20 protein-coding genes are annotated in these 20,221 nt (G+C 74.4%); 14 read left to right on the forward strand and 6 right to left on the reverse strand.

The features are described from left to right. Positions 1 to 196 precede the first annotated feature (196 nt). The 4 genes from BEP24_RS08410 to sufU all read left to right on the forward strand — a co-directional run bounded on the left by BEP24_RS08410 (position 197) and on the right by sufU (position 3,774). On the forward strand, positions 197 to 1,492 hold the full coding sequence (locus BEP24_RS08410; RefSeq protein ID WP_065962306.1) for a chloride channel protein: 1,296 nt from the start codon (positions 197 to 199) through the stop codon (positions 1,490 to 1,492). A gap of 186 nt (positions 1,493 to 1,678) precedes the next feature. Beyond that, positions 1,679 to 1,891, forward strand: a complete 213-nt coding sequence (locus BEP24_RS08415; protein ID WP_065962308.1) for an antitoxin — start codon at positions 1,679 to 1,681, stop codon at positions 1,889 to 1,891. 84 nt (positions 1,892 to 1,975) lie between these two features. After that, positions 1,976 to 3,331 (forward strand): SufS family cysteine desulfurase, encoded by a 1,356-nt coding sequence (locus BEP24_RS08420; protein WP_253181638.1) that lies wholly within the window; start codon positions 1,976 to 1,978, stop codon positions 3,329 to 3,331. Next, complete coding sequence (gene sufU, locus BEP24_RS08425; RefSeq protein WP_065962310.1) at positions 3,328 to 3,774, forward strand: Fe-S cluster assembly sulfur transfer protein SufU; 447 nt, start codon at positions 3,328 to 3,330, stop codon at positions 3,772 to 3,774. The genes BEP24_RS08420 and sufU overlap by 4 nt, the downstream gene beginning before the upstream one ends. Before the next feature lie 13 nt (positions 3,775 to 3,787). Here sufU and BEP24_RS08430 read toward each other — a convergent pair whose 3' ends face one another. Next, positions 3,788 to 4,264, reverse strand: coding sequence for an SRPBCC family protein (locus BEP24_RS08430; protein ID WP_065962312.1), 477 nt, complete (start codon positions 4,262 to 4,264; stop codon positions 3,788 to 3,790). A gap of 113 nt (positions 4,265 to 4,377) precedes the next feature. Between BEP24_RS08430 and BEP24_RS08435 the strand changes: the two genes are divergently transcribed. The 3 genes from BEP24_RS08435 (at position 4,378) to BEP24_RS08445 (ending at position 7,159) form a co-directional block, all read left to right on the forward strand. After that, positions 4,378 to 5,784, forward strand: coding sequence for an LLM class flavin-dependent oxidoreductase (locus BEP24_RS08435; RefSeq protein WP_290439178.1), 1,407 nt, complete (start codon positions 4,378 to 4,380; stop codon positions 5,782 to 5,784). 36 nt (positions 5,785 to 5,820) lie between these two features. After that, positions 5,821 to 6,354, forward strand: coding sequence for an N-acetyltransferase (locus BEP24_RS08440; RefSeq protein ID WP_065962314.1), 534 nt, complete (start codon positions 5,821 to 5,823; stop codon positions 6,352 to 6,354). Positions 6,355 to 6,436: 82 nt separating this feature from the next. Then, positions 6,437 to 7,159: a VIT1/CCC1 transporter family protein gene (locus BEP24_RS08445; protein ID WP_139197281.1), complete on the forward strand. Its 723-nt coding sequence runs from the start codon at positions 6,437 to 6,439 to the stop codon at positions 7,157 to 7,159. Positions 7,160 to 7,327: 168 nt separating this feature from the next. Here BEP24_RS08445 and BEP24_RS08450 read toward each other — a convergent pair whose 3' ends face one another. Next, complete coding sequence (locus BEP24_RS08450; RefSeq protein WP_065962320.1) at positions 7,328 to 7,885, reverse strand: VOC family protein; 558 nt, start codon at positions 7,883 to 7,885, stop codon at positions 7,328 to 7,330. Between the two features lie 250 nt (positions 7,886 to 8,135). On the opposite strand from BEP24_RS08450, the gene BEP24_RS08455 reads away from it, so the two are divergent. From BEP24_RS08455 to BEP24_RS08485, 7 genes are all read left to right on the forward strand, one after another. Then, positions 8,136 to 9,698 carry an NCS1 family nucleobase:cation symporter-1 gene (locus tag BEP24_RS08455; RefSeq protein WP_083230225.1) on the forward strand — a complete coding sequence of 521 codons (1,563 nt, stop codon included), beginning with the start codon at positions 8,136 to 8,138 and terminating at the stop codon, positions 9,696 to 9,698. Positions 9,699 to 9,938: 240 nt separating this feature from the next. Then, the gene (locus tag BEP24_RS08460) at positions 9,939 to 10,703 is read left to right on the forward strand and encodes an aspartate/glutamate racemase family protein (RefSeq protein WP_065962321.1); all 765 of its coding nucleotides are present in this window, start codon (positions 9,939 to 9,941) and stop codon (positions 10,701 to 10,703) included. Then, entirely contained in the window at positions 10,700 to 12,112 is a 1,413-nt protein-coding gene (gene allB, locus BEP24_RS08465) for an allantoinase AllB (protein ID WP_065962322.1), read from the forward strand. Before BEP24_RS08460 ends, allB begins: the two co-directional genes overlap by 4 nt. Continuing rightward, a complete protein-coding gene (locus BEP24_RS08470) occupies positions 12,109 to 13,425 on the forward strand; it encodes an alanine--glyoxylate aminotransferase family protein (protein ID WP_065962326.1) in 1,317 nt (438 codons plus the stop codon). The genes allB and BEP24_RS08470 overlap by 4 nt, the downstream gene beginning before the upstream one ends. Before the next feature lie 17 nt (positions 13,426 to 13,442). Next, complete coding sequence (locus BEP24_RS08475; protein WP_065962362.1) at positions 13,443 to 14,744, forward strand: allantoate amidohydrolase; 1,302 nt, start codon at positions 13,443 to 13,445, stop codon at positions 14,742 to 14,744. Beyond that, positions 14,741 to 15,574 carry an SIS domain-containing protein gene (locus BEP24_RS08480; protein WP_065962327.1) on the forward strand — a complete coding sequence of 278 codons (834 nt, stop codon included), beginning with the start codon at positions 14,741 to 14,743 and terminating at the stop codon, positions 15,572 to 15,574. Before BEP24_RS08475 ends, BEP24_RS08480 begins: the two co-directional genes overlap by 4 nt. A 116-nt stretch (positions 15,575 to 15,690) precedes the next feature. Continuing rightward, positions 15,691 to 16,230, forward strand: coding sequence for a cysteine hydrolase family protein (locus tag BEP24_RS08485; RefSeq protein WP_065962328.1), 540 nt, complete (start codon positions 15,691 to 15,693; stop codon positions 16,228 to 16,230). 176 nt (positions 16,231 to 16,406) lie between these two features. Here the strand turns inward: BEP24_RS08485 and BEP24_RS08490 are convergent, their stop codons facing one another. From BEP24_RS08490 to BEP24_RS08505, 4 genes are read right to left on the reverse strand one after another with little or no spacing between them, the layout of a single operon-like run. After that, complete coding sequence (locus BEP24_RS08490) at positions 16,407 to 17,033, reverse strand: response regulator transcription factor (RefSeq protein WP_065962330.1); 627 nt, start codon at positions 17,031 to 17,033, stop codon at positions 16,407 to 16,409. Next, complete coding sequence (locus BEP24_RS08495) at positions 17,030 to 18,325, reverse strand: histidine kinase (RefSeq protein WP_141693400.1); 1,296 nt, start codon at positions 18,323 to 18,325, stop codon at positions 17,030 to 17,032. Before BEP24_RS08495 ends, BEP24_RS08490 begins: the two co-directional genes overlap by 4 nt. Before the next feature lie 29 nt (positions 18,326 to 18,354). Then, a complete protein-coding gene (locus BEP24_RS08500; protein ID WP_065962334.1) occupies positions 18,355 to 19,158 on the reverse strand; it encodes an ABC transporter permease in 804 nt (267 codons plus the stop codon). After that, complete coding sequence (locus BEP24_RS08505) at positions 19,155 to 20,159, reverse strand: ABC transporter ATP-binding protein (protein ID WP_065962335.1); 1,005 nt, start codon at positions 20,157 to 20,159, stop codon at positions 19,155 to 19,157. The genes BEP24_RS08500 and BEP24_RS08505 overlap by 4 nt, the downstream gene beginning before the upstream one ends. Positions 20,160 to 20,221 lie beyond the last annotated feature (62 nt).

Consider the following 20,221-nt stretch of genomic DNA (forward strand, 5'->3'; position numbering starts at 1 on the left):
GCCGGGAAGCCTACCGGCCCGCCGGGGGTCGCCGGGGGCGACCGCGTCACGGACGGGAGGCGCGTGCCGGGCCCACCCCGTCCCTCCCGTCGTCCCCGTGGGGCGGACGGGAGGCGCGTGGCGGGCCCGCGCCGCGCCTCCCGTCCGTGACGCGGTCGCCCCCGGCGACCCCCGGCGGGCCGGTAGGCTTCCCGGCATGCCGCAGACCGGAACCGCGACACGCACGTCCACGCCGGTCTGGGCCGTCAAGCTCGCGGTGGTGACCGCCCTCGTCGGCCTGGCGGGCGGCGTCGCCGGCATCACGGTCTGGCTGGCGCTGCAGCTCATCCAGTTCGTCGCGTTCGGGTACCCGTTCGGCGGACACCTCGAGGCGGCCGATGCGCCGTCCGGGTGGAACCGGTTCCTCGCGCTCGCCGCCGCCGGTGTCCTCACAGGCGTGGCCTGGTGGGCGCTCCGGCGCTGGGGGCGACCGGTCGTCTCCGTGCCCGCCGCCGTGGGCGGGAAGCGGATGCCGGCGCTGGCGACCCTCGCGAACGCGGGGGTGCAGATCCTCGCGGTCGGGCTCGGCGCCTCGATCGGCAAGGAGGTCGCCCCGCGCGAGGTCGGGGCGTGGCTCGCCCAGGTCGTCACCGTCAAGGCCGGGCTGACCGACCGCGAGCGGAAGATCCTCGTCGCGTGCGGTGCCGCGGCCGGTCTCGCCGCCGTCTACGACGTCCCGCTCGGCGGCGCGCTCTTCGCGGTCGAGGTGCTGCTCGGCGAGCTCACCTTCGCCACCGCGCTGCCCGCCTTCGCCACGAGCGCGATCGCCGCGGTGACCGCCCGCCTCGTGATCCCCGACGAGGTGCTCTACCACGTGCCGGCCACGCACCTGTCGCCGTCGCTGCTCGTGTGGGCGGTGGTCGTCGGCCCGCTCCTGGGCTTCGCCGGGGTCGGGTTCGTGAAGCTCACGAACCGGTTGCAGGCGACCGCGCCGAAGGGGTGGCACCTGCTCGTCGTGCTGCCGGTCGTCTTCGCGATGGTCGGCCTCATCGCCGTGCCGTTCCCCGACATCCTCGGCAACGGACGCGCGCTCGGGCTCGTCGCGATGAACGCGACGACGAGTGCGCCCGACTTCGCCGGGGTCGGCCCGATCGTGTTCCTGCTCCTCCTCGCCGTGCTCCGCACCATCACGACGTCGGCGACGATCGGCGCCGGTGCCGTGGGCGGCACGCTCACCCCGTCGATCGCGATCGGCTCGGCGGTCGGTGCGGCCCTCGGCGGTGCGTGGGTGCTGCTCTGGCCCGCGGACGGTTCGACGCTCGTGTCCTTCGCGTTCGTCGGGGCGGCGGCGTTCCTCGCAACGACCATGCGGGCGCCCTTCACCGCGCTCGTGCTCGTCGTCGAGTTCACCCAGGAGGGCACGGACGTCCTCGTGCCGTCCATGCTCGCGGTCGCCGGCTCGGTCGCGGTCGGGTACCTGCTCGCCCGCCGGCGCAGCGCGCAGATGACTTGACGCTCCGTGGTGCGGGACCGCCGGACGTCGCGGGGGCGGTCGGCCCGACGCGGGCGTCGTGGGTCGGTCGGCCCGACGCGGTCGTCGTGGGGCCGCTCTGTCCGACGCGGACGTCGCGGGGGCGGTCGGCCTAGCATCGGCGACAGCGCGGGGTGCACCGCTCCGCCGCACGACGAGGAGGGCACGATGGCCGGGTTCGACGACATCACCAAGAAGGCACAGCAGTTCCTGCAGGACGGCAAGGTGCAGGACGCCCTGAAGAGCGAGAAGGCCGAGGGCATCAGCGACAAGGTACTCGACGGGGTCGCCGACGCGGTCAAGAAGGCCACCGGGGGCAAGTACGACGACAAGATCGACGGCGCCCGCGACACCGCGGACGAGCACATCGGCAACCAGTAGGCCGTCCGCGCGGGGACCGGCCGCGCGGTCGGTGTCCGCTCTGGGCGATTGGACGCGGGGGCCGTCGGGGACCACGATTGTGTGGTGACCGACGCCCCCGCTCCGCACGTGCCGACCCGGCCACTGACCGCCGCCGAGGTCGAGGCGATCCGCCGGGACTTCCCGATCCTGCACCAGGAGGTCAACGGCGCCCCGCTCGCGTACCTCGACTCCGGGGCCACCGCCGAGCGGCCCGTGCAGGTCCTCGACGCCGAGCGCCGGTTCCTCGAGCGCGACAACGCCGCAGTGCACCGCGGTGCCCACACGCTCGCGGCCCTGGCGACCGACGCCTACGAGGACGCCCGTGCCACCGTCGCCCGCTTCGTCGGGGCGTCGAGCCCGTCCGAGGTCGTCTGGACCGCCAACGCGACCGACGCGCTGAACCTCGTGGCGTACGGCATCGCCAACGCCAGCCACGGCCGCGGGGGAGCGGCCGCCGAGCGCTTCCGCATCGGACCCGGCGACGAGCTGCTCGTCACCGAGGCCGAGCACCACGCCAATCTCGTGCCGTGGCAGGAGCTCGCCGCCACCACCGGTGCGACCCTGCGCTGGGTGCCCGTCGCCGACGACGGCACCTGGACCGCCGACGACATGGTCGGGATGATCGGGGAGCGCACCCGGGTCGTCGCCTTCGCGCACGTGTCGAACGTGACCGGCATGGTCGCCCCGGTCGCCGAGGTCGTCGCCGCCGCGCACGAGCACGGCGCCCTCGTGGTCCTCGACGCCTGCCAGTCCGCACCGCACCGTCCGCTCGACGTCCGCGCGCTCGACGTCGACTTCGCCGCGTTCTCCGGGCACAAGATGCTCGGCCCGAACGGCATCGGCGTGCTGTGGGGCCGGCGCGAGCTCCTCGACGCCCTGCCGCCGTTCCGCACGGGCGGCTCGATGATCACGACCGTCACGATGGAGTCGTCGGACTACCTGCCCGCCCCCGAGCGCTTCGAGGCCGGCACGCAGCCCGTGTCGCAGGCGGTCGCGCTCGCCGAGGCGGTCCGCTACCTCGAGCGCATCGGCACCGACCGGGTCCGCGACCACGAGGAGGCCCTGGCGCAGCGCATGCTCGAGGGGCTCGCGACGGTCCCCGGTGTCCGCGTGGTCGGGCCGCCCGTCGGGGTGCCCCGGTCCGGGCTCGTCGCGTTCGACGTCGCGGGCGTGCACGCGCACGACGTCTCCCAGTACCTCGACGCGCAGGGCATCGCGGTGCGGTCGGGCCACCACTGCGCCCAGCCGCTGCACCGCCGACTCGGCCTGACCGCGACGAGCCGGGCGAGCACGTACGTGTACACGACCGACGAGGACGTCGACCGCTTCGTCCGGGCCGTGGCCGAGGTGCGGGGCTACTTCGGGGCGGACGACACGGCCCACCCCGCGGCCGGCACCACCGGGGAGGACCGCGCATGAGCTCCCTCGACGCGCTCTACCAACAGGTCATCCTCGACCACGCGAAGGCGCGGCACGGCCACGGGCCGCTCACCGACGCCGATGCCGAGCACTTCGAGCGGAACCCCACGTGCGGCGACGAGATCACCGTGCGGGTGCGGCTCGAACCGGGCACGGACCGGATCGCCGCGCTCGCGTGGGAGGGCGACGGGTGCTCGATCTCGATGGCGTCGGCCTCGGTGCTGACCGACATGGCCGTCGGCCGGACGGTTCCCGAGCTCCTCGCGCTCACCGAGGCGTTCCGCGAGATGATGCGGTCGCGCGGCGCGGGGGAGCCCGACGAAGACGTGCTCGAGGACCTCGTGGCGTTCCACGGCGTCTCGAAGTTCGTCATGCGCGTGAAGTGCGGGATGCTCGCGTGGGTCGCGGCCGAGACGGCGGCGCAGCAGGCGCTCGCCCGCTGACGCCGGCCCGCCGTCAGGCGTCGATCGCGGCGAGCACGACGGGGTCCACGCAGCCCGCGGCGAACCCCCGGATCCGGCGGTCGATGTCCCGCTGCAGCACGACCGTGCCGATCCGTTCGGCGATCGGCGCGAGCCAGGCCGGGCGGCACGTGAAGTTGTAGCGCCAGACCGCGAGCGTGTGGTCCGGCCGGTCGGGGACGGGGGTGAAGCGCCAGCCGCCGCCCATCTTCTCGAAGAACCACGAGCCCTTCGTCATCTTCATCCCGACGTTCGACGGCGGGTTGTACGACACGTACTCGCTCTCCATCGCGAGCCCGAACCGCTGCACCGTGTACGTCCGGACACCCTTCGCGGGCACGGTCGCGTCGATCAGGTGCTGGCGGCGGATGAACGGGTCCCAGCGCTTCCGGGTCGCGCCCTGGGTCTGCGACACCGCGAACGCGACCTCGACCGGGACGGGGACGGTGACGCGCGACTCGACGACGGGCATGTCGCCATCGTGCCAGGTCGGGTCCGGCGCCGGTCGTGTCACACGGCGTCGCGGTGCGTCACGGATCGTCACCGTCCGTGACCGGACCGTCCCGGGCGTCGTACGGTCGCGGCGTGACCCCGACGAACGAGCCCGCGCCCCGGCAGATCCGCTTCAACGCGTTCGACATGAACTGCGTCGCGCACCAGTCCTCCGGGCTGTGGCGCCACCCCCGCGACCGCTCCCGCAGCTACCGGGACCTGTCGTACTGGACGGACCTGGCCCGCACGCTCGAGGCCGGGGCCTTCGACGGGATCTTCATCGCCGACGTGCTCGGGACCTACGACGTGTACGGCGGCTCGAACGAGGCCGCGCTGCGGACCGGGTCCCAGGTGCCGGTGAACGACCCGATCCTGCTGGTGTCCGCGATGGCCTCGGTCACCGAGCACCTCGGCTTCGGCATCACCGCGGGCACCGCCTACGAGCACCCGTACCCGTTCGCGCGCCGTGTGTCGACGCTCGACCACCTGACGAAGGGCCGCGTCGGCTGGAACGTCGTCACGGGTTACCTGCCGAGCGCCGCACGGAACATGGGGCAGACGGACCAGCTCAGCCACGACGACCGCTACGACGTCGCGGACGAGTACCTCGAGGTCCTCTACAAGCTGTGGGAGGGGTCGTGGGAGGACGACGCCGTGGTCGAGGACCGCGCGTCCGGCGTCTTCACCGACCCGGCGAAGGTGCACCCGATCGAGCACCACGGCCGGCACTTCGACGTCCCGGGCATCCACCTGTCCGAGCCGTCGGTGCAGCGCACCCCGGTGATCTACCAGGCGGGCGCATCGCCGCGCGGCATCGCGTTCGCTGCCGACCACGCCGAGGCGATCTTCGTCGGGGCGCCGACGCTGCCGCAGCTCGCCGCGACCGTGCGCAGGATCCGGGACGCGCTCGAGGCCGCCGGGCGCGACCGGTACGCCGCGAAGATCTACACACTCCTGACCGTGATCACCGACGCGACCGACGAGGCCGCCCAGGCGAAGTACGAGGACTACCTGTCGTACGCCTCCGAGCTCGGCGCGCTCGTGCTCAACTCCGGCTGGATGGGCGTCGACCTGTCGCAGTGGGACCTCGACGAGCCGCTCGGCGACGTCGAGTCGAACGCGATCCAGTCCGCGGCGGCGAACATCTCCGCCGCCACGGGCGAGGACGGCACCGCGTGGACGATCCGCGACCTCGCCCGGCACACCGCGATCGGTGGGCTCGGCCCGGTGGCCGTCGGCGGGGGAGCGACCATCGCCGAGCAGTTGCTCGACATCCAGGCGCAGACCGACGTCGACGGGTTCAACCTGGCCTACGCGGTGACCCCGGGCACGTGGGAGGACGTCATCGAGTTCGTCGTCCCGGAGCTCCGCGCACGCGGCGCCTACCCCGAGGGCTACACGCCGGGGTCGCTCCGGCACAAGCTGCACGGCCGCGGGGACCGGCTGCCCGAGGAGCACCGGGGTGCCGGGTACCGCGTCGGCGCCCGCGCGACCACCTGACCCGGTCGGCGGGGCGGCCCGGCGTAGGGTGGAACGGTGATCGGGTCGTCCTTCGTCGTGCGGACCGCGGACGACGAGACGACCGCGGTGGCCTGCACCGAGCTCTGGGTCGCCGCCGTGGCAGCACGGGACGGGCAACCGCCGTCGGACGCGGTGCGGGAGCGTGCCCGCGACAAGTTCGCCGCGGACCGCGTCGCCCTGGTCGTCGCCGACGCGGGCCCGCGCCCCGACGGCACCCGTGACGGCACGGCGCCGGTCGCTGGCTTCGTCCTCGTGTCGGCCCCCGGTACCGGTGGCGGCCCGGCGAGCGACGCCGCGTACCTCAGCCTGCTCGCCGTCGCGCCGCACGCGCAGGGGCACGGCCTCGGCCGACGCCTGCTCGCCGCCGCCGTCGAGGCAGCCGCAGCGGCCGGCCACGACCGCTGCGAGCTGCACGCCCTCGACGACAACGCCCCCGCGGTCGCGCTCTACCGCAGCGCCGGGTTCGCGCCCGTCGGCCCGCCGTTCCCGCACCCCCTGAGCGGCCGTCCGACCCGGGTCTGGCGGACCGGACCCGAGCCGGTCAGGTAAGGCGAACCTCACCAGGAAACCCCCGGTCAGGGCAGCCTTCCCTTGCTGGCGCGATCCCCCGGACGGTGGTTCGATGGCCGACATGTCGACCGCAACGGACCTCTCGCTCCCCGTCTCCGAGCACGACGACGCCGCGAGCGCCGCCCGCCTCAACTGGCTCCGTGCCGGGCTGCTCGGCGCCAACGACGGCATCGTCTCGGTCGCCGCCGTCCTCGTCGGGGTCGCGGGTGCCGGGGCGAGCACCGGTCCGGTCGTCGCCGCCGGCACCGCCGCGCTCGTGGGCGGTGCCGTGTCGATGGCGCTCGGCGAGTACGTCTCGGTCAGCGGAGCGCGCGACGCGCAGCGCACCGGCCAGGCGGCGCAGCAGGCCCAGCTCGAGGCCGACGCCGAGGACGCACCCACCCTGGCCGCGCACTACCGGTCGCTCGGCGTCGACGACTCGGTGGCCGACGCGGTGGCACGCGAACTGACGCGGCCCGAGGTCCGTCGACGTCGGGCCGCCGCCGCCCTGCGCGACGCCGAGGACGAGGTCGTCAGCCCCTGGCGTGCGGCTTGGGTCTCCGCGGCGACCTTCACGGTGGGCGCCCTGCTGCCGTTCGTCGCGCTGCTGCTCGCCCCCGAGGGCCTCCGCGTCCCCGTCACGGTCGTCGCCGTGCTCGTCGCACTCGCGGTGACCGGCACGACCGGCGCGACGCTCGGCGGCGCACGCCGCGGTCGTGCGGCCGCGCGGGTGCTCGTGGGCGGCGCGCTCGCGCTCGCCGCGACCTACGCGGCGGGCGCGCTGCTCGGGACGCACGCGTTCTGACGGGCGCACCCCGGAGGTCGGACGGGAGGCCCGGACCACCGCAGCGGACGGGCTGCGGTGATCCGGGCCTCCCGTCCGTCGGTCCGCCCCGCGAGTCGGCGCGCGTCTCGGGTGGACCGACCGCGTCCCGCCGGGCGGAGCCCGTCGCCGTCGACGGCAGGACAGGTGTCAGGGCGCCGGGCTGAGCAACCGGACCTGGTCGACGTCCGGCCACGGCGCCCACTTCGGGCGCGGGGCGTGCAGCAGGTACGGCTGCGGCGTCGGGTAGGTGACCAGTTCGAGCGTCGACCCCCACGGGGTGCGGGTGTACACGAAGCGGTTGCCCTCGCCGGCCTCCACGCCGCGCAGCGGTCGGGGGTCGGCGTTCCGGACGCCGCCCGCGGCCTCGACCCGTGCGAGCGCGGCGTCGAGGTCGTCGGCGTACAGGGCGAGGTGCTGCCAGCCGAGGTCGGACGGGGCCGCGGCGTCGCGCTGCTCGGGACCGGCGTACTCGAACAGCTCGAGGCCGGGACCCTCCGGGAACGCGAGCATCCGGATCGCCCCCTGCGCCATCGACGACGGGATGCCGAGGTAGCGGTGCGCCTCCGGGGTGCCGTTGACCGGTTCCCAGCGCGACCGGACGTCGTACAGGACGACGGCGTCGAAGGCCGCCACGAAGAACGCGGTCGCGGCGTCGACGTCGGGCACGGTGACGCCGACGTGGTCGATCCTGATGCCCCTGGTCATCCCCCGATGATCCCCACCGGGGAGCGGGACCGGACCGTCCCGGGACCCGGGTGCGCCATCGGTGCGGCAAGCCGCAGAGGCTGTGGCCCCGCTCAGGCGCGGCGGACCGGGGACCGGTCGGAACGGGCGTTCCAGACCGGACGACGCGACACACGACCGTTACACGAGGGAAACGGGCGGTGTCGGGAGCCTCAATAGCTTCGTCCTCGAGCGGGGACCCACCCCCGCCGCCACTCCCACGGAGGACGCCTTGGTCACAGAGATCGCGACCCCGGTCGCCGCGCCCCACGCCCCCACCCCGACGTCGACCGCCCGCGCGGGCGCCGGCGTCGTCAAGCCCGGGTACGACCCGTCGCTCACCAACGAGGACCTCGCCCCGCTGCGCGAACAGCGCTGGACGAGCTACAACATCTTCGCGTTCTGGATGTCCGACGTGCACTCGGTCGGCGGGTACGTCACCGCCGGGTCGCTCTTCGCCCTCGGCATCGCGAGCTGGCAGGTCCTCGTCGCCCTCGTGGTCGGCATCCTGGTCGTGCAGGTGTTCGCGAACCTCGTCGCGAAGCCCTCCCAGCGCACCGGTGTGCCGTACCCGGTGATCAACCGCGCGGTGTTCGGGGTCCTCGGGGCGAACGTGCCGGCCGTCATCCGCGGGCTCATCGCGATGGCCTGGTACGGCGTGCAGACGTTCCTCGCGGCGCAGTCGCTGAACATCGTGTTCCTGAAGTTCGTGCCCGGGGCGGCCGGGCTGCTCGAGCCGTCGTTCCTCGGGCTCTCCGCGCTCGGCTGGATCTCGTACGCGATCCTCTGGGTCGCGCAGGCCGCGCTGTTCTCGATGGGCATGGAGGCGATCAAGCGCTTCATCGACTGGGCCGGCCCCGCCGTCTACGTCGTGATGATCGCGCTCGCCGTGTACCTGGTCGCCCGGGCCGGCATCGGCAACATCTCGCTCACGCTGCACACCGGCGCCCCGATGTCCTTCGGCGACTCGATCCCGGTGATGCTGTCGGCGGTCGCGATCGTCGTGAGCTACTTCTCCGGCCCGATGCTGAACTTCGGCGACTTCTCGCGGTACGGCCGCTCGTTCCGGGCCGTGAAGCGCGGCAACTTCTGGGGCCTCCCGGTCAACTTCCTGTTCTTCTCGGTGCTCACGGTGCTGTGCGCGAGCGCGACCGTCCCGGTGTTCGGCAAGCTCATCACCGACCCGATCCAGACCGTGCAGGCGATCGACGCGCCGTTCGCGATCCTGCTCGGTGGCCTGACGTTCGTCACCGCCACCGTCGGCATCAACATCGTCGCGAACTTCATCAGCCCCGCGTTCGACTTCTCGAACGTGTCCCCGCGCCGGATCAGCTGGCGGACGGGCGGCATGATCGCGGCCGTCGGCTCGGTGCTCCTGACGCCGTGGAACTGGTACGGCAACGACCAGGCCATCCTCTACACGCTCGGCATCCTCGGGGCCCTGATCGGCCCGCTGTTCGGCATCCTCATCGCCGGGTACTACGTGGTCGCGAAGCAGCGCGTCGCGGTCGACGACATGTACACGCGGTCGACGACCGGCCGGTACTGGTACCGCGGCGGGTGGAACCCGAACGCCGTCTGGACGCTCGTCGTCGCCGGGGCCCTGTCGGTCGCGTGCGCGGTGCTGCCGCCGGCGACGGGCGTGTTGCCCTGGCTGAGCAACTACAGCTGGTTCGTCGGCTGCGGGCTCGGGTTCGTCCTGTTCTGGGCACTCGAGCGCCGGTCGCCGCAGATGCCCGCGCTCGCCGAGGACGACCCGACCGTCGACCACGGGGCCGCCGCCGGGCGGGCCTGACGGAGGGCGGGCGGCGCCCGGGACGGTCGTCGCCCGCCTCGTCGCCAGGGCGGTCGCGACGGTCGCGGCGGTCGCGATGGTTCCTCCACAGGCCGTGTGCCGCCAGTCACCGTCCACAGGACCCGCGATCGGTCCGGGAGGCGCTCGTCGCCTCCGCCACGCTGGTCGCGATCCCGTCCACCCGCTCCACTGCTCCACTGCTCCTCCGCCGCTCCACCGCTCCACCCCGGAAGGACCCCGATGCGCATCCGCGTCGTCAACCCCAACACCACCGCCGCCATGACCGCGGCCGTCGGCCGCGCAGCGGCGGCGGTCGCCGCCCCCGGCACCGTCGTCGAGGCCGTGCACCCCACGATGGGCCCGGCCTCGATCGAGAGCCACTACGAGGAGGCGCTCGCGGTCCCCGGGCTGCTCGAACAGGTCGCCCGCGGTGAGCAGGAGGGCGTCGACGCGTACGTCGTCGCGTGCTTCGGCGACCCCGGACTCGACGCCGCGCGGGAGCTCGCGTCCGGGCCGGTGGTCGGCATCGCCGAGGCCGGGTACCACGCGGCGGCGATGCTCGGCCGGCGCTTCGGCGTGGTCACGACCCTGGAGCGCACGACCGGGCGCGCGTGGGAGCTCGCCGGACGGTACGGCTTCGCGTCCCTCGTGACGGAGGTGCGCGCGTGCGAGGTCCCGGTCCTCGCGCTCGACGACCCGGCGTCCGGCGCCCGGGACCTCGTCATCGAGCACTGCCGGGCCGTGGTCGCCGGTGGTGCCGACGCCGTCGTCCTCGGCTGCGCGGGCATGGCGTCGTTCTGCGCCGAGGTGTCCCGTGCGATCGGTGCCCCGGTCGTCGACGGCGTCGCCGCGGCGACCGTGCTGGCCGAGTCCCTGGTGCGCCTCGGGCTGCGGACCGGCAAGCGGGGCGAGTACGCCGAGCCGCCGCGCAAGCCGATGGCCGGACTGCTCGCCGGGTTCGAGCGCGCGGGGACGACGGGCGCGACGGTCGGGGCGGCGGCGTGACGCGCCTCCCGGCCGACCTGGTGCTGCGCGCGCACCGGGCGTGGGTCGACGGAGCGTTCCGACCGGCTGCGGTCGTCGTCCGGGACGGACGCGTCGACGCGGTCCTGCCCGTCGACGCCGAGGTCGCGGCGGTCACCGACCGCACCGTGCCGGACGTCCAGGTGCTCCTGCCCGGGCTCGTCGACACGCACGTGCACGTCAACGAACCCGGCCGCACCGAGTGGGAGGGCTTCGCGTCGGCGACCCGCGCCGCCGCGCTCGGCGGGGTCACCACCATCGTCGACATGCCGCTGAACTCGATCCCCGCCACGGTCGACGTCGACGCCCTCACGGTCAAGCGCGCGAGCGCAGACGGCCGGGTGGCGGTCGACGTCGGGTTCTGGGGCGGCGCGGTGCCCGCGAACGCCGGAGCGCTCGCCGACCTGCACGACGCCGGGGTGTTCGGCTTCAAGTGCTTCACGGCGCCGTCGGGCGTCGACGAGTTCCCGCACCTCGACCCGGAGCAGCTGCGGGCCGCGATCGCCGAGGTCGCGTCGATCGACGCGCTGCTCATCGTGCACGCCGAGGACCCGGACCACCTCGTCCCGCACGACGCGCTCGGGGGCCGCTACGAGGACTTCCTGGCGACCCGCCCGCCGGCTGCCGAGCGGTCGGCGATCGGCCGGGTGGTCGGCGGTGCGCGCGCGACCGGTGCGCGGGTGCACGTCCTGCACCTGTCCGACGCGGGCGCGCTGCCGATGATCCGGGCCGCCAGGGACGAGGGCGTCCGGATCACCGCCGAGACCTGTCCGCACTACCTGGCGTTCGCCGCCGACGCGATCCCGGACGGTGCGACCGAGTACAAGTGCTGTCCGCCGATCCGCGACGACGCGAACCGCGACGCGCTCTGGCAGGGGCTCCTCGACGGGACGATCTCGTGCGTCGTGACCGACCACTCGCCGTCCACGGCCGACCTGAAGACCGACGACTGGGGGCTCGCCTGGGGCGGGATCGCCGGCCTGCAGGTCGGGTTCCGCGCCGTGTGGACCGAGGCGTCGCGGCGGGGGATCCCGCTCGAGACCGTCGTGCCGTGGTTCACGACCGGTCCCGCCGACCTCGTCGGCCTGTCCGACCGTGGGCGGATCGCGGAGGGTGCCGTCGCACACCTCGCGGTGTTCGACCCCGCCGCCACGGGCGTCGTCGACGTCACGGCGCTCGAGCACCGCAACCCGGTGTCGGCCTTCGCCGGGCACCGCACGCTCGGATCGGTGACCGAGACGTGGCTGCGCGGCGAACTCGTCGCGACCGCCGCCTCCGGTGTGACCGCCGTCCGCGGGGCGCTGCTCGACCGACCCGGCGCGGGCACCACCCCGCAACACGTCCGTAACGAACGTTCCGGTAGCGTTGTTCTCGGAACGGAGGCACCATGACGCAGCCAGTGAACCCGCCTGCCCGACTCCTGATGGGCCCGGGACCGATCGACGCCGACCCGCGGGTGCTCCGCGCGATGGCGACGCCGCTCGTCGGGCAGTACGACCCGTGGATGACCGGCACGATGACCGCGACGCAGGCGCTGTACCGGCAGGTGTTCGGGACCGCGAACGAGGCGACGGTGCTCGTCGACGGCACGTCCCGCGCCGGCATCGAGGCGGCGCTCGTGTCCCTGCTGGCACCGGGGGACCGCGTGCTCGTCCCGGTGTTCGGCCGCTTCGGGCACCTCCTCGTCGAGATCGCCACGCGCGCCGGCGCCGAGGTGCACACCATCGAGACCGAGTGGGGTCAGGTGTTCCCGCCGTCCGTCGTCGAGGACGCCGTGCGCCGGGTGCGGCCGAAGGTCCTCGCGGTCGTGCAGGGCGACACGTCCACCACGATGAACCAGCCGCTCGACGAGCTCGGGGCGATCTGCGAGCGGTACGGCGCGCTGCTGTACACCGACGCCACCGCCTCGGTCGGCGGGAACCCGCTCGAGGTCGACGCGTGGGGGATCGACGCCGCGACCGCCGGCCTGCAGAAGTGCCTCGGCGGTCCGTCCGGCTCGGCGCCGCTCACGCTGTCGCCGCGGGCCGTCGCCGTCGTCGAGGGGCGCCGCAGCGTCGAGGCCGGCATCCGCGAGGCCGACGACGTCGTGTCCGACGACCCGATCCGGTCGAACTACCTCGACCTCGCGATGATCCTCGACTACTGGGGGCCGCGGCGGCTGAACCACCACACCGAGGCCGCCTCGATGCTCTACGCGGCGAACGAGTGCGCCCGGATCCTGCTCGAGGAGGGCAAGGACGCCGCGGTGCTGCGGCACGCGACCGCCGGACGGGCGATGACCTCCGGCGTCCAGGCCCTCGGGCTCACGGTGTTCGGCGACCAGGCGCACAAGATGCACAACGTCGTCGCCGTCGAGATCCCCGACGGCGTGGTGGGCGACGCCGTCCGCACCGCGATGCTCGAGGACCACGGGATCGAGATCGGCACCTCGTTCGGGCCCCTGCACGGGCGGGTGTGGCGGATCGGCACGATGGGCTTCAACGCGCGGAAGGACGCCGTCGTGACGACGCTCGCCGCGCTCGAGCACACGCTGCGCCGCGCCGGCCACGCCGTGCCGCAGGGTGCCGGGGTGGACGCCGCGCTCGACGTCTACGCGGGTGTCGTCGCCGCCCCGGAGCCGACCGGTCCGGAGCCGACCGGTGCGGTCGCCCCGCCCGCCTCGGCGGCGCAGGCGGCGGTCGCCGCTCCGGCGGTGTCCGCGTGAGCCCCCGGACGGCCACCGTGCCGGTTGCGAGCCGCCGTGCGCTCGCCGACGCCGCGACGGTCGTGCGCTGGTGCGACACGCTCGCCGCCGTGTCCCAGGACCCGGACCGGATCACCCGCGTGTACCTGTCACCCGAGCACGCCCAGGTCGACGCGATCGTCGCCGGGTGGATGCGCGACGCCGGACTCGAGACGTGGCAGGACGCCGCCGGCAACCTGCACGGCCGAGTCGCGGGCGCCGCGCCGGACGCACCCGTGCTGCTGCTCGGCTCGCACCTCGACACCGTGGTCGACGCCGGGCGCTACGACGGTGTCGTCGGGGTCCTCATGGCGATCCGCACGGTCGCCCGGCTCGTCGAGGGCGGACCGCTGCCGTTCGCGCTCGAGGTGATCGCGTTCTCCGACGAGGAGGGCACCCGGTTCGGCAAGGCGCTCCTCGGGTCCTCGGCGGTCGCCGGGGTCTGGGACGACGGGTGGTGGGACCTCGTGGACGGCGACGGTGTCACGCTGCGCCAGGCGTTCACCGACTTCGGGCTCGACCCCGCCCGCGTCGGCGAGGCAGCCGTCCGGCCCGAGCAGCTCGTCGGGTACCTCGAGGCGCACATCGAGCAGGGCCCCTGGCTCGAGCAGGCCGGGCAGGCGCTCGGCGTCGTCACGAGCATCGCGAGCGCCCGACGGTTCTCGGTCGAGGTCGTCGGCGAGGCCCGGCACGCCGGCGGGACCCCGTACGAGCGCCGCCACGACGCGCTGCTCGCCGCTGCCGAGGCGGCGCTCGCCGTCGAACGGATCTGCCGTGCCGAACAGCACGTCGGCACCGTCGGCACGATGACCGTCGAACCGGGCGCCGTGAACGTCGTGCCCGGCCTCGCCCGGTTCGGGGTCGACCTGCGCGGTGAGTTCGACGAGGGCCGCGACCGCGTGTGGGATGCGATCACCGACGCCTTCGACGAGATCGCCGCACGCCGTGGCGTCACCGTCACCCCGACCGAGGTGCACCGCGCGCCCGCCGTGTTCTGCGCCGAGCGGCTCACCGACGCCGTGCGGGCCGGGATCACCGCGACGGGGGAGTCCGCGCCCGCCGAGCTGTTCTCCCGCGCCGGCCACGACGCCATGTCCCTCGGGCTGGTCACCGACGTGGCGATGCTCTTCCTCCGCAACCCGGACGGCATCAGCCACCACCCGGACGAGTTCGTGTCGGAGGACGACGTCGCACTCGGGCTCGACGCGCTCGCGGTGGCGGTCGAGCGGATCGCGGACGACCGCGGTGCCGGTGCCGGTGCCCGCGCCGAGCGCGCCGCCGACCGCGGGGCCACCTCGTGAGCCCCGCCGTGCAGGACGTCCGCGCCCGGGTCGACGCCGTCTGGGACCGCCTGTCGCCGGCCGAGCGCCGCGTCGCCGCCATGGTCCGCCACGACCCGGAGCTCCTGCTCGTCGGGACGTCGGCCGAGCTGGCGGCCGAGTCGGGCACCTCGAAGGCCACCGTCTCCCGGCTCGTCCGGTCCCTCGGCTTCCAGGACGCCGCCGAGGCACGTCAGGAGCTCATGTCGGCACGCGGCAACGGGCTGCCGTGGGCCGCGGAGGACGCCGCACACGTCGACCAGCGTGCCGTCGAGGCCCGCAACCTCGACGCCGCGTTCGCCTCGCTCGCCCGTGCCGACCGGGTCCGGTTGGCGCGACGGATCGTCCGGGCGCACCGGGTGCTCGTCTTCGGGGAGCGTGCGGCGCACCCCGTGGCGATGCAGCTCCGATCGCAGCTCGCGCAGGTCCGTCCCGACGTCCGGATCGGACCGGCACCCGGGCAGCGGCTCGGCGAGGAGGTCGCCGACCTCGACCGCCGCGACCTCGTCGTGCTGGTCACCGTCCGGCGGCACGCGGCCGGCGCGGCCGGGCTCGTGCGGCACTGCGTGTCGACCGGTGCCGACGTCGTGGTGCTCGGCGACCCGACGGCCGCCGTGATCGCCGCGCCCGCCGCCACCGCGGTGCTGTGCCCCGTCGACTCGCCGTCGGCGTTCGACTCGATGTCGGCGATGTTCGCCGTCGTCGCGGCCATCGCGAACGACGTCTACGAGGCGGCGGGTCCGGCGGGGCGTGCCCGTGTCGAGGCGGTCGCGGCGGCGTACGACACCCTCGGGGAGCTCGCCGCCTCGTGACGGTGCCGCCCGGACACCGACCGTCCGCGGAGCGCGGCGGTCCCGTGGACGCACGGACGTGGTCCGCCGCGGCGGGGCGGTGGGACCGACACCCGGCAGGCCGCGATACTCGTGACGTGACCCGTGCCCTCGTCCTCGTCGACATCCAGCGTGACTACTTCCCCGGAGGAGCGTTCCCCCTCGTCGAGCCCGAGGCCGCGGCCACCGCAGCCAGGACGGTCCTCGACGCGTTCCGGGCGTCCGGTGAGCTGGTCGTGCACGTCTTCCACGTCAGTACGGACCCCGAGGCGACGTTCTTCCGCCCCGGGACGGCGGGGGTGGCGTTCCACCCGACCGTCGCACCGGTCGAGGGTGAGGTCGTGCTCGAGAAGCACCACCCGAACAGCTTCATCGACACCGGTCTCCGGGACGTCCTCGACGACGCCGACGTCACCGAACTGGTCATCGTGGGCATGATGAGCAGCATGTGCATCGACTCGACCACCCGAGCGGCGCACGAGCTCGGGTACCGCAACACCGTGGTCGCGGACGCCTGTGCGGCACCGGACCTGCGGCTCGGGGACACGACCGTCCCCGGTGCGGCCGTGCACGCCGCCTTCATGGCAGCCCTCGACGGCAGCTTCGGGACCGTGACCACGAGCAGCTCCCTGACCTGACCGGCACGGCAGGCCGCGCAGCCAGCTCCCTGACCTGACCGGCACGGCAGGCCGCGCAGCCAGCTCCCTGACCTGACCGGCACGGCACGCCGCGCAGCCAGTTCCCTGACCTGACCGGCACGGCACGCCGCGCAGCCGGAGATCCCCGCTCGCGCGCTCCTCGACGGCGGCCTCCCTCAGGCCGTCCCGATCAGCCACCCGTTGTCCGCGGCGACCCGCAGTGCCTCGGTCGCGTTCCGCGCCGCGGTCTTGCCGATCGCCGCGGACAGGTGGTTCCGCACCGTCCCCTCGGACAGGTGCAGCGCCGCCGCGACGCCCGCGACGGTCGATGCCGTGCGGAAGGCGACGAGCACGTCGGTCTCCCGCGGGGTGAGCGGGGACGGGCCGGCGGCCAGTGACTCCGCGGCGAGCACCGGGTCGACCACGCGGAAGCCCCCGGCGACCCGGCGGACGGCGTCGGCCAGCTGCTCGGCGGGGGTGTCCTTCACCACGAAGCCCGCGGCCCCGGCCTCGAGCGCCCGCCGCAGGTACCCGGGCCGGCCGAACGTCGTCACGATCAGGGACCGGCAGCCGGGGTGTTCGCGGGCCAGGGTCGCGGCGGCCGTCAGGCCGTCGGCGCCGGGCATCTCGACGTCGAGGAGCGCGACCGTGGCCCCCGACGCCCGGGCCGCGTCGAGCACCTCGTCGCCGCGGGCGACCTGCGCGACGACGTCGATGTCCCGTTCGAGCGACAGCAGCGACGCCAGGGCCCCGCGGACGAGCGCCTGGTCGTCCGCGAGCAGGACGCGGATCGGGTCGGTCACCGTGGTCTCCTCTCGACCCGGAGCAGGAAGCCGCCGAGGTCGCTCGTGCCGGTCGTCACGGTGGCGCCGACCGCGTCGGCCCGCTCGCGCAGTCCGCGCAGGCCGTTGCCACCGACGCCGAGGGGGTCGGCGGGAGCGGCGCCGTCGACCGTGCGGGTGCCGTCGCCCGTGCCGGTGCCGTCGTCCTCGACGGTCAGGGCCGTGCGGGTCAGGGTCACCCGCGCCCGACTGGCCGCTGCGTGCCGCACGACGTTCGTCACGCCCTCGCGGAGCACCCACGCGAACAGGCTCCGGACGTCGGCGGCCGCCGCGTCCCCGGTCGCTGGCAGCTCCGCTGCGACCCCGGCCGCGTCCAGGGCCGACCGTGCGGAGACGAGCTCGGCGTCCAGGTCGGCCTGGCGGTACCCGCTGACCGCCTGCCGGAGGCCTTGCAGCGCCTCGCGCGACAGCCGCTGGACGTCCTGCATCTCGGCCTTCGCGCGGGCCGGGTCGACGTCGACCAGCCGCGCGGCGAGCTCGGACTTCATCGTGACGACGGTCAGGGAGTGTCCGAGGACGTCGTGCAGGTCGCGGGAGAACCGCGCACGTTCCTCGACGACCGCGAGCCGGGTGAGTTCGTCCTGCGCGATCCCGAGCCGGTCCTCGGCCTCGCGCTGGCGACCGAAGAACACCATCGAGGCGCCGATCGACACCGCCACGATCGGGGCGAACAGGATGCCCGTGCCCGACGCGGTGTCCCAGCCTACGACCGCGGCGACGACGAGTTCGGCGGCGACGACGACCCCGAGGACCGCGAGGGCGACCCAGAGCCGCACCGCCACGAACCCGGACAGGGCGACGACCAGCAGCCAGGACCACACCGCGGCCGGGCCGACCGGTACGAGCAGGAGCCCGGCGTACGCGGCGAGGACGGCGAGCACGACCACGCGCCGTCGGAGCCCGTGCCGCCACATGGCCTCGGGTGCGAACAGGTACCCGGCGTACAGCACCGCGAGCGCGAGCGTCGCGGAGACGTGCTCGTCGACGGAGCGGCCGTCGGTCCACACGGCGACGAGCAGGAGCGCCTGCCAGAGCAGGCCGAACGCGGCGCCGCCGTACCAGCGGCGGCGGGCGACGCGCACCTCGGCGTCGTCCGCGTCCGGCGGGGCGGCCCACGGGAAGGCGCGGGCGGACGGCCGGGAGGCGCGGTGCGCGTCGTCCGCGCCCCGCGCCTCGGTCGTGGTGGTGCCGGGGTCGGTGGTGGTCGGGTCCGTCACGTCGGGCACCTCCGCCACCTCCGCGCTGTCCGTCACGTCGGTCAGCGTACGACCGTCCGGGTCGGTCACCGGCGTGCCGCGTCGCGCTGGTAGCGCCAGACGATCACGGCGGCGAGGGCGACCGTCCAGCCGAGCAGCACCAGGGTCGGTTCCGTCATCCCGGCGGACCCGGTCGCACCGGCGCCCGTCTGACCGATCCGGTTGAGCCAGTAGGACGGCAGCAGGTGCGCGACCGAGCCCATCCAGGCGGGCATCACCGAGAGCGGGACCCACAGTCCGCCGAGGATCGACAGTCCCATGAAGACGACCATGAACATCGGTTGGGCGTACGCGGGCTTCGCGAACTGCCCGATCAGGATCGCGATGAGCGCGAACGGCACCACCCCGGCCCAGATGCCGAGCCCGGCCGCGAACCAGTGCCCGGCACCGAGCGACGCGTGCATGCCGAGGATCGCGACCGCGAACGTGAGCGTGATCGAGACCGCCGCGAACGCCATCGCCGAGACGAGCTTCGAGACGAGGAACGCCCACCCGGACAGCGGCGTCATGCGGAGCTGGCGGTTCCACCCGAGCGACCGCTCGTTGACCAGCGCGAAGGCCTGGCTGAGCGCCGCCATCATCGCGCCGTACGCCGTCATCTGCAGCGTCGTGACGACGAGGAACGGCAGGTGGGTCCCGGGGTCGGTCTGGCCGCCGTACGCGGCACCGAACACCAGGAGCATGACGATCGGGATCGCGAAGGTGAAGACCATCGCCTTGACGTTCCGGAGTTGCCGGCGCGTCTCGAGGAGCACGTAGCGCAGGGGGAGCCGACCGGCGGTGGAGGCGCGTGTGGTCGTGGCGGGTGCGGTGACGGTGGTGGCGGTCATGCGAGGACCCCTTCGGTCTCGGTGGTGCTCGAGGTGGTGGTGGTGGTGGTGGCCGGGTCGGCGGTGATGGCGAGGAAGGCGTCGTCCATGGTCGAGGCGACCACCTGCAGGTCGTGCGCCTCCGGGAACGCGGTGAGCAGGGCCCGGAGCGTGTCGTCACTGCGGTCGGTGCGCAGCGAGACGGCGTCGTGCCCGGGCTCGCAGGCTCGCCCGCGGTCGTCGCGCGTCGCTCCGCGCCGCCCCCGAGCGTCGACCGCCATCCCGACGACGCCCGGTAGACCGCGCAACGCGTCGTACCGGTCCGCGGCGACGCCCGCGAAGCGGACGGTGCGCGTCGCGGCGGTCGCCTTGATCGCCGCGGGCGTGCCGTCGGCAACGACCCGACCGTCGCGGATGATGACGATGCGGTCGGCGAAGGTGTCCGCCTCGTCGAGGTAGTGCGTCGCGAAGACGACCGTGCGGCCTGCGTCCGTGAACTCGCGCATCGACGACCAGAAGACGTGGCGGGCCTCGACGTCCATGGCGGCCGTCGGCTCGTCGAGCACCAGCAGATCCGGGTCGGACACGACGGCGACCGCGAAGCGTGCGCGCTGGAGCTGGCCGCCGGACAGCTTCGACACCCGACGGGTCGCGATGTCGGTGCAGCGCGCCCGGCGGAGTGCCTCGGCGACGGGCATCGGGTGGCGGTGCGCGGCGGCGACGAGGGCGACCGCCTCGCGGACCGTGACGTCGGGGAGCAACGCCCCGCCCTGCAGCATCGCCCCGACGCGGCCGTCGACGACCGCGGTGCGCGGGTCCGTGCCGAACAGCCGGGCCTCGCCGTCGGTCGGGGTCGCCAGGCCGAGCAGCAGGTCGACCGTCGTGGTCTTGCCGGCGCCGTTCGGGCCGAGGAGGGCGACGACCTCGCCCGGACGGATCGTCAGGTCGACGCCGTCGACCGCGGTGACGGCGCCGAAGCGCTTGCGGAGCCCGCTGAGCTGGATGACCGGTGTCTCGTTCATGGCTCCACGATCCCGCCGTGCAGCAGGTTGCTCCGGTGCCGGTCGTCACGATTCGGCCGTGA

The organism is Curtobacterium sp. UCD-KPL2560, assembly GCF_001705035.1.
In the GTDB taxonomy this organism is placed as follows: domain Bacteria; phylum Actinomycetota; class Actinomycetes; order Actinomycetales; family Microbacteriaceae; genus Curtobacterium.

What these genes read in the sequence shown, in the direction of transcription:
- BEP24_RS08410 (WP_065962306.1), top strand. Translation starts at nt 197, where the DNA reads ATGCCGCAGACCGGAACCGCGACACGCACGTCCACGCCGGTCTGGGCC.
- BEP24_RS08415 (WP_065962308.1), top strand. Translation starts at nt 1,679, where the DNA reads ATGGCCGGGTTCGACGACATCACCAAGAAGGCACAGCAGTTCCTGCAG.
- sufU (WP_065962310.1), top strand. Translation starts at nt 3,328, where the DNA reads ATGAGCTCCCTCGACGCGCTCTACCAACAGGTCATCCTCGACCACGCG.
- BEP24_RS08430 (WP_065962312.1), bottom strand. Translation starts at nt 4,264, where the DNA reads ATGCCCGTCGTCGAGTCGCGCGTCACCGTCCCCGTCCCGGTCGAGGTC.
- BEP24_RS08445 (WP_139197281.1), top strand. Translation starts at nt 6,437, where the DNA reads ATGTCGACCGCAACGGACCTCTCGCTCCCCGTCTCCGAGCACGACGAC.
- BEP24_RS08450 (WP_065962320.1), bottom strand. Translation starts at nt 7,885, where the DNA reads ATGACCAGGGGCATCAGGATCGACCACGTCGGCGTCACCGTGCCCGAC.
- BEP24_RS08460 (WP_065962321.1), top strand. Translation starts at nt 9,939, where the DNA reads ATGCGCATCCGCGTCGTCAACCCCAACACCACCGCCGCCATGACCGCG.
- BEP24_RS08470 (WP_065962326.1), top strand. Translation starts at nt 12,109, where the DNA reads ATGACGCAGCCAGTGAACCCGCCTGCCCGACTCCTGATGGGCCCGGGA.
- BEP24_RS08500 (WP_065962334.1), bottom strand. Translation starts at nt 19,158, where the DNA reads ATGACCGCCACCACCGTCACCGCACCCGCCACGACCACACGCGCCTCC.
- BEP24_RS08505 (WP_065962335.1), bottom strand. Translation starts at nt 20,159, where the DNA reads ATGAACGAGACACCGGTCATCCAGCTCAGCGGGCTCCGCAAGCGCTTC.